Source organism: Mycobacterium szulgai (assembly GCF_002116635.1).
Taxonomy (GTDB): Bacteria; Actinomycetota; Actinomycetes; order Mycobacteriales; family Mycobacteriaceae; genus Mycobacterium; species Mycobacterium szulgai.
Map to the genome: position 1 here is coordinate 1 of NZ_LQPW01000014.1, position 11,656 is coordinate 11,656.

7 protein-coding genes and 1 pseudogene are annotated in these 11,656 nt (G+C 69.4%); 3 read left to right on the top strand and 5 right to left on the bottom strand.

Annotation, left to right across the window (positions count from 1 at the left end; all coding sequences use genetic code 11):
* The 4 genes and pseudogenes from AWC27_RS03615 to AWC27_RS03635 form a co-directional block, all read right to left on the bottom strand.
* A partial coding sequence (locus tag AWC27_RS03615) for a PE family protein (RefSeq protein WP_139836744.1) occupies positions 1 to 1,608 on the bottom strand: 1,608 nt, incomplete at its 3' end.
* A 177-nt stretch (positions 1,609 to 1,785) separates the two neighbouring features.
* A complete protein-coding gene (locus tag AWC27_RS03620; protein WP_085669246.1) occupies positions 1,786 to 3,795 on the bottom strand; it encodes a PE family protein in 2,010 nt (669 codons plus the stop codon).
* A 562-nt stretch (positions 3,796 to 4,357) separates the two neighbouring features.
* Positions 4,358 to 4,544, bottom strand: a pseudogene (locus AWC27_RS33095) (PE family protein); the annotation flags it as partial.
* A gap of 87 nt (positions 4,545 to 4,631) precedes the next feature.
* Positions 4,632 to 6,971, bottom strand: coding sequence for a DEAD/DEAH box helicase (locus tag AWC27_RS03635; RefSeq protein ID WP_139836745.1), 2,340 nt, complete (start codon positions 6,969 to 6,971; stop codon positions 4,632 to 4,634).
* 248 nt (positions 6,972 to 7,219) lie between these two features.
* Between AWC27_RS03635 and cspA the strand changes: the two genes are divergently transcribed.
* The 3 genes from cspA to topA all read left to right on the top strand — a co-directional run bounded on the left by cspA (position 7,220) and on the right by topA (position 11,166).
* Entirely contained in the window at positions 7,220 to 7,423 is a 204-nt protein-coding gene (cspA, locus tag AWC27_RS03640; RefSeq protein WP_007166602.1) for a cold shock protein CspA, read from the top strand.
* 161 nt (positions 7,424 to 7,584) lie between these two features.
* Positions 7,585 to 8,163, top strand: coding sequence for a hypothetical protein (locus AWC27_RS03645; protein ID WP_085669248.1), 579 nt, complete (start codon positions 7,585 to 7,587; stop codon positions 8,161 to 8,163).
* A gap of 195 nt (positions 8,164 to 8,358) precedes the next feature.
* Positions 8,359 to 11,166: a type I DNA topoisomerase gene (gene topA, locus AWC27_RS03650; protein WP_085669249.1), complete on the top strand. Its 2,808-nt coding sequence runs from the start codon at positions 8,359 to 8,361 to the stop codon at positions 11,164 to 11,166.
* 144 nt (positions 11,167 to 11,310) lie between these two features.
* On the opposite strand, the gene AWC27_RS30785 is transcribed toward topA, so the two are convergent.
* Positions 11,311 to 11,656 (bottom strand): PE family protein (locus AWC27_RS30785; protein ID WP_211281550.1); only part of this gene is annotated, 346 nt, incomplete at its 5' end.

Genomic DNA, 11,656 nt, shown 5'->3' on the forward strand with positions numbered 1-11,656 from the left:
GCACCAGGCACACCCGCCGGCCCCACCGCTTTGATCCACACCGCCCGATCCGCCGGCCCCGCCGTCGCCGAGCAGGAAGCCGCCGGGTGTGCCTGGTGCTCCGCTGCCGGCGGCGCCGTTGGTGCCGTTGCCGATCAACGGTCGGTGCAGCAGCGCCTCGGTGGGCGCGTTGATGATGTTGAACACCGGCTGCAGCGGGCCGGCCGCGCCATTGGCTCCGCTGCTGCCGATCGTTGCGCCCAGGCCGCCGTTGCCGCCATTGCCGGCGGTGCCGATCAGTACCGGATTGCCGCCTACGCCGCCTGCACCACCGGGACCGATGATGCTTTGTCCCCCTTCGCCGCCGGCGCCGCCATTGCCCAGCAGCAGACCGCCCCTGCCGCCGGCGCCGCCAACACCTCCGTTAGTGACCTCACCGAACCCGCCCATGCCGCCAGCTCCGCCGAAGCCGATCACGCCGGCATTGCCGCCTGCCCCGCCAACTCCTCCGACTGCCGTGGCGCTATCGCCGATCCCGCCGACGCCACCGGCGCCGCCGCTGGACATGAACAGGCCGGCATCGCCGCCGTGCCCACCGGCTCCACCGCTCAGGCCGGCACCGGTACCGCCGTTCCCGCCGGCCCCACCCTGGCCGAACAGGAAGCCGGCTTTGCCGCCGGCGCCGCCGTCTCCCCCGAGACCCAATCCGATGCCACCGTTGCCGCCGTCGCCACCCGGGCCGGCAAGCAAGCCGCCAGCACCCCCGGCACCTCCGGCGCCGCCATCAGCTTTGCCACCCACCCCGCCGTTCCCGCCGTGACCGCCGGTAGCGCCGACCAGCCCGGCCAGCGCACCGGCGTTCCCGCCGGCGCCGCCGGCCCCGCCACGGTTGTCGCCGCCGCCGCCGACGCCGCCGGCGCCGCCGGCGCCGAACAGTCCACCGGCGCCACCCATTCCGCCGGCAGCGCCGCTCCCAGTCACGACTGAACTCCCGCCGGCGCCGCCGACGCCGGCGTTGCCCGAAAGCAGCCCTCCTGCGCCGCCGTTGCCGCCTGCGCCGCCGTTACCGGTGGTTGAGCTTCCGCCGGCGCCGCCGGCCCCGCCGCTGCCAAGCAGACCGGCGGCCCCGCCGTTGCCGCCCTTGAGGCCGGGCGAACCCGAGCCGCCGGCGCCGCCGTCACCGAGCAGCCAGCCGCCCGGCTTGCCGTCAGCGCCGGTGCCCGCAGCCCCGGGCGCGCCGTTGCCGATCAGCGGGCGTCCGGTAGCCGTCAGGAACGGTGCGTTGATCGCGTTGAGAATCTGCTGCTCGATGGCCTGCAGCGGGTTGGCCGCCGCGATTGCCGCGGCGCTGGCGGCCTCAGCACCGGCGTAGGCCCCGGCGGTGGCGTTCACCGCTTGGACGAACTGGGCGTGAAACGCCTCCGCCTGTGCGCTGAGCGCCTGGTACCCCTGGGCGTGCCCGGAAAACAGCGCGGCCACGGCGGCCGAAACCTGATCGCCGGCCGCGGCCAGCAGCGCCGTCGTCGGGGCGGCTGCGGCCGCGTTGGCCGAACTGAGCGTCGACGCGAGGCTGCTCAAATCCGTTGCGGCTGCTGCCAGCCCCTGCGGCATTGCCATGACAAACGACATGTGACACCTCTCCAGAGCTCCGCAGAACCTGCTGCTTCGGATTCATCATCGGATGCGGTTCAGCGAAGCTCAACGTTTGTGATCAAAGGTGGTCGCAAATGCCGCTGGGTGATATCGCGCCACACGATTACGCACCGCCCATTGAGTGTGGTCGCATCGAGTCAGCGGGGTCGCGAGCTACGGCAAGCCGTCGATTCCGTTCAGACCCAACAACAGACCGGCCGCTCCGCCGGTTCCGCGCTTGCCGCCGGTAGCGGGCGTTGGGCCGATCCCGGGGTTGCCGCCATTGCCGCCGTTGCCGATGAGGACGGCGTTGCCGCCGGTACCGCCGTTGCCGCCGGTGACATCGCCTTGGCCGCCCGCACCTCCGGCGCCGCCGATGCCCATCAGCTGGCCCGCCCTGCCGCCGGCCCCCCCGGCGCCGCCGACGCCACCCGTCACGGCGAAGTTGCCGTAACCGCCGACACCGCCGATACCTCCGCACCCCAGCAGTCCGGCATTGCCGCCTGCTCCGCCGGCTCCGCCGGTAGCGGTCGCCGAGAACCCGCCGCTGCCGCCGGCTCCGCCGCTGCCGAACAACCCGGCCGCTCCGCCTGCGCCGCCATTCTGACCTTGCGCGCCGGAGCCGCCGGCTCCGCCATCGCCGAGCAGGAATCCTCCGGCTGTACCGGGTGCTCCGGTGCCCGCAACTCCGTTGGTGCCGTTGCCGATCAGCGGACGCTGCAACAGCGCTTCGGTGGGCGCGTTAATGACGTTGAACACGGGCTGCAGTGGCCCCGCGGGGCCGTTGGCGCCGCTGGCGCCGATGGTTATGCCAAACCCGCCGTTGCCGCCATTGCCCGCGGTGCCGAAGAGCACCGGGCTACCGCCCACGCCGCCGACACCGCCGGTCTGTGTGATGCTCTGGCCACCTTCACCGCCCGCACCGCCACTGCCGAACAGCAGGCCGCCCCGACCGCCGGATCCGCCGACGCCGCCGTTGGCAAGGGCGGCGAGGCCGCCGACCCCACCGGCGCCGCCGAAGCCGACAAGGCCCGCGGCGCCGCCCGCGCCGCCGATTCCACCGACCGTGCCGGCGCCACTCCCGATTCCGCCGGCTCCGCCGGCGCCGCCACTGGACATGAACAGCCCGGCGTCGCCACCGTGGCCACCAACCCCGCCGGCAGTGCCGACAGTGGTGCCGCCGTTACCGCCGGCCCCACCCTGGCCGAACAGGAAGCCGGCTTTGCCGCCGGCGCCGCCGGCACCTCCCGCGCCGGCCCCGCCGAGTCCGCCGTTTCCACCGTCGCCACCGGGACCGGCGAGCAGCCCGCCGGCCCCGCCGCCCCCGCCGGCACCTCCGTCGGCAAGGCCTAAACCGCCGGCGCCACCGTGACCGCCGGTGGCGCCGACCAGTCCGGCCAGCGCACCCGCGTTTCCGCCTGCCCCCCCGGCTGCGCCATTGCCGCCGGCACTGCTTCCGCCGATGCCGCCGGCGCCGCCGGCGCCGAACAGGCCGCCGGCCCCACCCATTCCGCCGGCTCCGCCGATCCCGGTGACCGCTGCGTGTCCGCCGGGACCGCCGACACCGGCGTTGCCCGAGAGCAGCCCACCGGCCCCGCCATTGCCGCCGGCCCCGCCGTTGCCGGTCAACGAGGTTCCGCCGGTCCCGCCGGCCCCGCCGCTACCCAGTAGACCGGCGGCCCCGCCGTTGCCGCCCTTGAGGCCGGGCGAACCCGAGCCGCCGGCGCCGCCGTCACCGAGCAGCCAGCCGCCCGGCTTGCCGTCAGCGCCGGTGCCCGCAGCCCCGGGCGCGCCGTTGCCGATCAGCGGGCGTCCGGTAGCTGTCAGGAACGGTGCGTTGATCGCGTTGAGGATCTGCTGCTCGATGGCCTGCAGCGGGTTGGCCGCCGCGATCGCCGCGGCGCTGGCGGCCTCAGCACCGGCGTAGGCCCCGGCGGTGGCGTTCACCGCTTGGACGAACTGGGCGTGAAACGCCTCCGCCTGTGCGCTGAGCGCCTGATACCCCTGGGCGTGCCCGGAGAACAACGCGGCCACCGCCGCGGAAACCTGATCGCCGGCCGCGGCCAGTACCGCTGTGGTGGAGCCGGCCGCCGCTGCGTTGGCCGAACTGAGCGTCGACGCGATGCCGTTCAAATCCGTTGCGGCGGCAATTAGCCCCTGCGGCACTGCCATGACAAACGACATGTGACACCTCCCAAAGTTCCTCAGAACCCACGGCCAGTGTCCGATTCATCATCGGTGCGGTTCGGCAAAACTCACCGTACGCGTTTAGGAAGCCGATGCAATAGTCTTTTCTCCGCTGGCAGTCCGTTATCGCTCAGCATGATTGTTGATCCAGCTCCGTGCGCATCCGCCTTCGATGTCCTCGCGGCCGCAGCTCGCCATCAGCGCCAGCTGTCCACCGGACGCGTGCAGTGATCCAGCAGACGTCAGTGAACGTCAATGTTATTGTCTGGCAGAGCATTAGACACACCAGGGTGGGCCGGAGCAACCGATGTGGGTTAGGGCAGTCCGTTGATTCCGTTCTGGCCCAACGGCTTGCCGCCGTGCCACTAATCCGGCGGCTCCACCGTTGCCGCCGGCTGGGTGTGAGTTGCCGCCCGACCCGCCGGCCCCCGCCGTCGCCGATAAGCAGGCCGCCAGGTGCTCCGTTGGCTCCGGTCCCCGGCGCGCCATTTGCGCCGTTACCGGTCAGCGGGCGTCCAGCCAGGGCCATCGTCGGGGCGTCGACTACGTTGGGTCACGGGAAAGCCGCCGCTTGGATGCTCAGTGTCTGGTAGCCGTGCGCGTGCACGCCGAACTGCGCCGCGACGGCCATGGACACGTCGTCGGGCGGCCGCGGCCAGCACCCCTGTGGTCGGTGCTGCAACGGCCGCGCTGGCCGTCCTGATCGCCGAACCGATGCCGGCCAAATCTGTTGTGGCAGTGGTCAATAGGTCTGGAGTGGCAACGGCAGGAAACGCACCCTACCGCGCATCAGCTGATCCATCGTGAGGTTTGGGTGAGAACTATTCCGCCTCTCAGCGGGCTTCGCGAGCCAATTCCGCGAGCACCAGTCGCAGCACGGTCACTGCACCGGCCTTATCCAGCGGGTCGTTGCCGTTGCCGCATTTTGGGGATTGCACGCACGACGGGCATCCGCTCGGGCATTCGCATGCTTCGATGGCTGCTCTGGTCGCGTTCAGCCAGGTGGGTGCCTGGCGGAACCCGCGCTCGGCGAAGCCGGCGCCGCCCGGATAGCCGTCGTAGACAAAGACACTGGGCAGCCCTTCCGGGCCGACCGCGGTTGACAAGCCGCCGATATCGCCTCGATCGCAGCTGGCTACCAAGGGTAGTAGCCCGATGGCCGCGTGCTCGGCGGCATGCAGCGCCCCGGGGATCCGTGGAGCCTCAATGCCGTCGTGCAGCAATGCATCCGCGGCAACGGTGTACATGGCAGCGTGAGTGGGTAAAACGTGCTCGGGCATGTCGAGTTCGATGAAGTCGATCACCTCCCCGCTGAGCCGGCGGCGCAAATACCCGACCACCTGGTGAGTGACCGTAACCGGCACCAGACCCAGCGTGACGGGCCCATATGACAAACGCTCTCCGGCTCCGGTGACAGCTATGTCGGTGAGCTCCCGCGCGAAAGTTGCATACCCGGGATCCTCTTCATGCACGAAGGCGATGCCTTCCTCGAAATCCAGCGAGTCGACGACGTAGCTCTCGCCCTGGTGCAAGTACACAGCGCCGGGGTGGACCGACGCCGGTGCCTGACCGACGCCGGTGCTGCCCAGCAGTCGGCCTGTGTCGGATTCGACGATGACGATCTGCCCGCCGGCTGACCCCCGGATGTCCACCGCCCCATGCGGCTCCATGCCGGGCGCCGGAAAGTACTTGTCGCCGCGCCGTTTCAGTAAACCGTCGTCGACCAGGCCGTCGGCCACCTCGGTGGCTTCCCAGGTGCGGACCTCCGCGGTGTCCAACGGCAATTCTGTTGCCGCGCAGAGGAGTTGCGGGCCGAGAAGATACGGGTTGGCGGGATCGATCACCACTCGCTCAACCGGCTTGTCCAGCAACGCCGACGGGTGGTGCACCAGATAGGTGTCCAGGGGGTCGTCGCGTGCCACCAGCACCACCAGTGCGCCCTGACCGCGCCGGCCGGACCGGCCCGCCTGCTGCCAGAACGACGCGACTGTTCCGGGAAACCCGGCCAGCACCACCGCATCCAGCCCGGCGATGTCGACGCCCAACTCCAGCGCGTTCGTCGTGGCCAGCCCGCGTAATCGCCCCTCGGCCAGCGCAGCTTCCAAGGCGTTGCGATCCTCGGCCAAATAACCGGCGCGATACGACGCCACCGTCCGCGCCAATTCCGGCGCGATGTCCTCGAGCCGCGCCTGCGCCGCCAGCGCGGTCAGTTCCGCCGCACGTCGCGACCGCACGAACGTCAGGGTCTGCGCCCCCTCGACGATCAGATCCGCCATCACCCGCGCCGCCTCAGCGCCCGCGGACCGCCGCACCGGCGCGCCGTTCTCGCCAATCAGGTCGGTCAGTAGCGCGGGCTCCCACAACGCCACCGTGCGAGCGCCTTGGGGCGAGCCGTCCTCGGTGATCTCCGCGACCGGCTCGCCGATCAGCTCGGTGGCCGTCGCGCCGGGCGAAGCCGTTGTCGCACTGGCGAATATCACCGTCGGGTAGGACGAGTACCGCGCGCACAGCCGCAACAGCCGACGCAGCACCATCGCTACATTGGAGCCGAAAACCCCTCGGTAGTAATGGCATTCGTCGACGATCAAATAGCGCAGATTGCGCAATAGGACCGCCCAGCGTGGATGGTTGCGCAATGTCGACAAATGGATCATGTCGGGATTGGAAAACAGCCAGCGGGAGCGCTCGCGCGCAAACCGGCGTATCTCGTCGGGACTGTCGCCGTCGTAGGCCGTGGGTGCGACCGCGAAACCGGGTTGGCGCAGTCGGGCCACGGATGACGTCAGCGCGTAAGCGGCGCGCAACTGGTCGTGCCCGAGTGCTTTCGTCGGCGCCAGATACAGCACCCGAGCCCGCGGATCGGTCGCCAGCGCGTTGAGCACGGGCAATTGGTAGGCCAGCGACTTTCCCGACGCGGTGCCGGTGCTCACCACCACATGACGCCCGGCATGGGCCAGTTCCGCGGCGTCATATTGGTGTGACCAGGGCGCGCGGATCCCGCGCTCGGTGAACGCGCTTACCACGTCGGGCTCAGCCCACTGCGGCCACTCGAGGGGCCGGCCGCTGCGGGGTGGCAGCTCGGCGACGTGGCGCAGCGGATGCTCGCCCGCCGCCGTTCCGGCGAGCGCAGCGGTCAGCAATTCGCCGCCGAAACTCGCCCCCAAACCCGGCATGTGAAAACCCTTCGACAACTCGTCCATGCCAAGAGGCTGTCGCCAACGCGATGAACATGGTTGACTAATTGCGGTCGTAGCTTCTGTGTTCGTGTCAAACTTTCGCAGGATCGACGTTGCGGCCGCGGTTCCTGCGAGGTTATCGGTCGGGTGAAATTCCGGCGACTCCGCGCGGTATGGCGGTCGCAACGGGCCCGGGGCGCCGAAAGGCGGTGCCCCGCACCCAGAAGAAAAGGAAAGATCGAGAGATGCCACAGGGAACTGTGAAGTGGTTCAACGCGGAGAAGGGGTTCGGCTTCATCGCCCCCGAAGATGGTTCCGCGGATGTGTTTGTCCACTACACGGAGATCCAGGGTTCGGGCTTCCGCACCCTCGAAGAGAACCAGAAGGTCGAGTTCGAAATCGGCCACAGCCCTAAGGGCCCCCAGGCCACCGGAGTCCGCTCCGTTTAATCCGAGCAGATTCTGCACGAATCCCCCCGGCGCAGTACCGCCCAGCGGTCCAGCCCGGGGGGTTTTCGTTTCCCGGGCAAGACGCCGGTCGAGACGCGGCTCAAGTCGGCGCGCCGGATACCTCAAGCCGCGCATCCGCCCGCTGGCTTACTGTCGGTGACGTGAGCCAGCTTTCCTTCTTCGCCGCGGAATCGGTTCCGCCCGCGGTCGCGGACCTTTCCGGGGTGCTGGCGGCCTCCGGCCAAATTGTGCTGGTCGGTTCCGGGGCCCGGCTGTCGGTGGTGGTGGAGCAGCCCTGGCGGGCCGCAGCGCTGGCAGACATGATTCGCGAGGCTGGGTTGACACCCGAGATCACCCGAACCGAGGAAGACAGTCCGTTAGTGCGGACGGCTGTTGACCCGCTATTGCGTGGCCTCGCCGCGGAGTGGACGCGGGGTGCGGTCAAGACGGTGCCGCCGAGGTGGTTGCCCGGACCCCGGGAGCTGCGGGCGTGGACGCTGGCGGCGGGCAGCCCGGAGGCCGACCGTTATCTGCTGGGTCTGGATCCGCACGCGCCGGACACCCATTCGCCGTTGGCATCGGCGTTGATGCGCGTGGGAATAGCACCAACTTTGATCGGGACTCGCGGCGGCCACCCGGCGCTTCGAATCAGCGGCCGTCGCAGGCTATCGCGCCTGGTAGAGAACGTGGGGGAACCCCCGGACAACGCTGAGGCGTTGGCCCAGTGGCCCACGGTTTGAAGGTGCGGCCACGACTGCGAGCGGGGTGGCCGGTTTGCGCGGGCCTGCCCAATGGTGCGAAATTGTCAGGTGCTTGCAGCGAAGGTACGGCGGCGTACTGCCAATTTCACCGGATTTTTGGGAGCCGACCTGTCATTCTTCCCTGCGGGGCGGTTCCGCCAGGGGACCGGCATGAGAGATGGAGCGTAGGCGCAGTTGGCTGATGGGGGCCCGAAGAGGGCTAGCGGAGGCAGGGGAAACGGGAGCGGCCGGCGACTTGTAATCGTCGAGTCGCCCACCAAGGCGCGCAAACTGGCTGGTTATCTGGGGTCTGGCTACATAGTCGAGTCGTCCCGGGGCCACATCCGCGACCTGCCGCGAGCGGCGGCTGACGTGCCGGCGAAGTACAAGTCCGAACCCTGGGCGCGGCTCGGGGTCAATGTCGACCACGATTTCGAACCGCTCTACATCATCAGCCCGGAGAAAAAGCACACCGTCACCGAGCTCAAAGGCCTGCTCAAAGACGTCGACGAGCTCTACCTGGCCACGGATGGTGACCGCGAAGGTGAGGCCATCGCCTGGCATCTGCTGGAAACCCTGAAGCCGCGCATACCGGTCAAGCGGATGGTGTTCCACGAGATCACCGAACCGGCCATCCTCGAAGCCGCCGAAAATCCGCGTGACCTGGACATCGATCTGGTCGACGCGCAGGAGACCCGGCGCATTCTGGACCGGCTGTACGGCTACGAAGTCAGCCCGGTGCTGTGGAAGAAGGTCGCGCCGAAGTTGTCGGCCGGCCGGGTGCAGTCGGTGGCCACCCGGATCATCGTGCAGCGCGAGCGCGACCGCATGGCCTTCCGCAGCGCGTCCTACTGGGACATCCTGGCCAGGCTGGACGCCAGCGTGTCCGACCCACAGGCACAGCCGCCGACCTTCACCGCACGGCTGACCGGTGTCGACGGCCAGCGCGTGGCCACCGGCCGCGACTTCGACTCGCTGGGGCAGCTGCGCAAAGCCGACGAGGTCGTCGTCTTGAACGAGGCCACCGCAACCAGTCTGGCCACGGCCCTGCGCGGCGCCCAGCTGAGCGTGGCGTCGGCCGAGGAGAAGCCCTACACCCGGCGTCCATACCCGCCGTTCATGACGTCGACGCTGCAGCAGGAAGCCAGCCGCAAGCTGCGATTCTCCGCCGAGCGCACCATGAGCATCGCGCAGCGGCTATACGAGAACGGCTACATCACCTATATGCGTACCGACTCCACGACACTTTCGGAGTCGGCGATCAACGCCGCCCGCACCCAGGCCCGCCAGCTCTACGGCGACGAATACGTCGCCGCGTCGCCGCGGCAGTACACCCGCAAGGTGAAGAACGCCCAGGAGGCCCACGAGGCCATCCGGCCCGCCGGGGAAACGTTCGCCACCCCGGACGCGGTGCGCCGCGAACTCGACGGCGACGAGTTCCGCCTCTATGAGCTGGTGTGGCAGCGCACGGTGGCCTCGCAAATGGCCGACGCGCGGGGCACCACGCTGAGCCTGCGCATCCAAGGCCGGGCCGGCGACCAGGATGTGGTGTTCTCGGCCAGCGGGCGCACCCTGACCTTCCCCGGCTTCCTGAAGGCCTACGTGGAAACCGTCGACGAGTTGGCCGGGGGCGAGGCCGACGACGCCGAGCGGCGGCTGCCGAATCTAACGCCGGGCCAGCGGCTGGACGCCATCGAGTTGACCCCGGACGGGCACGCCACCAACCCGCCCGCGCGCTACACCGAGGCGTCACTGGTCAAGGCGCTCGAGGAGCTGGGCATCGGTCGCCCATCGACGTATTCGTCGATCATCAAGACCATTCAGGACCGCGGATATGTACACAAGCGGGGCAGTGCCCTGGTGCCCTCCTGGGTCGCATTCGCCGTAACCGGTTTGCTGGAACAGCATTTCGGCCGGCTGGTCGACTATGACTTCACCGCGGCGATGGAGGACGAACTCGACGCGATCGCCTCGGGCAACGAGCAACGCACCAACTGGCTCAACAACTTCTACTTCGGCGGCGACCACGGAGTGCCGGATTCGGTGGCCCGCTCGGGTGGCCTGAAAAAGCTGGTCGGTGTCAACCTCGAAGGTATCGACGCGCGAGAAGTCAACTCCATCAAGCTTTTTGACGACGCCGAAGGCCGTCCGGTCTACGTACGCGTCGGCAAGAACGGGCCATACCTGGAGCGCACGGTAACCGGCGACAATGGTGAGCCGACTCCGCAGCGAGCCAACTTGAACGACTCGCTCACTCCCGACGAGCTGACTTTGGATGTGGCCGAAGAGCTTTTCGCCACCCCGCAGGAGGGCCGGGTGCTGGGCGTCGACCCGGCAACTGGACACGAGATCGTCGCCAAGGACGGCCGCTACGGGCCGTACGTGACCGAGATTCTGCCGGAGCCCCCGCCCGACCCCAGCGCCGAACCCGCCAAAAAGGGTAAGAAACCAACCGGTCCCAAGCCGCGCAGTGGTTCACTGCTGCGCACCATGGATTTGCAGACGGTGACTCTCGAGGATGCGCTGAGGCTGCTTTCGCTGCCCCGGGTGGTCGGTGTGGACCCCGCTACCGGCGACGAGATCACCGCGCAGAATGGGCGCTACGGCCCATACCTTAAGCGCGGCACCGATTCTCGTTCTCTGGCCACCGAAGAGCAGATGTTCACGATCACGCTAGAGGAAGCGCTCAAGATATACGCCGAGCCGAAACGTGCTGGACGGCAAAGTGCTTCGGCGCCGCCGCTGCGCGAGCTGGGTGTCGATGCGGCGTCGGGTAAGCCGATGGTGATCAAAGACGGCCGCTTCGGGCCCTACGTCACCGATGGTGAGACCAACGCGAGTTTGCGCAAGGGCGACGACGTACTGTCGATCACCGACGAACGAGCCTCCGAGCTGTTGGCGGATCGACGGGCGCGCGGGCCGGTAAAGCGTACTGCCAAGAAGACCGCGCGCAAGGCGCCGGCCAAGAAGGCGCCGGCAAGAAAGGCCGTCAAGCGCAGCTAGGCCGAGCTTCGTGCCGGGATTGGGTCGAACGGCAAGCTCGGCGGGCGGCGTGTTAAGGCCTTCGGCACTCGGCGCCGCGACCGGTGGTGTGCCCAATCCGGGTAGGCGCTTCTCGCGCAGGACTCGACCGGCCGTGCCGATGGGTTAGCCGCGAGTGCCCGGCGTGCCGATGCCGCCGGCGACGCCACTGGTGCCGCTGTTGCCCACAGTTTGCCCCGCGCCGCCCCGGCCACCGGCGCTGCCGGTACCGCCGATTCCGCCGTTGCCGCCGGCACCGCCCGCGCCGGCGACGCCGCGCTGACCGGTGTCGCCGATCAAACCTCCGGACCCGCCCACGGCCCCGGGGAGCCCGCCGCCGCCACCGTTGCCGCCGGTGCCGCCGGTTCCGCCGTTGCCGCCGGCACCGCCGTGGCCCCCGATGGTGACGCCCGATGTGGCGGGCGCGGCCAAAATGCCGGCGCCGCCAGCTCCGCCGGCTCCACCGGCACCG

Bases quoted from the DNA above. Each gene is read 5' to 3' on its own strand.
- AWC27_RS03620 (WP_085669246.1), bottom strand. From the start codon at position 3,795: ATGTCGTTTGTCATGGCAGTGCCGCAGGGGCTAATTGCCGCCGCAACG.
- AWC27_RS03635 (WP_139836745.1), bottom strand. From the start codon at position 6,971: ATGCCGGGTTTGGGGGCGAGTTTCGGCGGCGAATTGCTGACCGCTGCG.
- cspA (WP_007166602.1), top strand. From the start codon at position 7,220: ATGCCACAGGGAACTGTGAAGTGGTTCAACGCGGAGAAGGGGTTCGGC.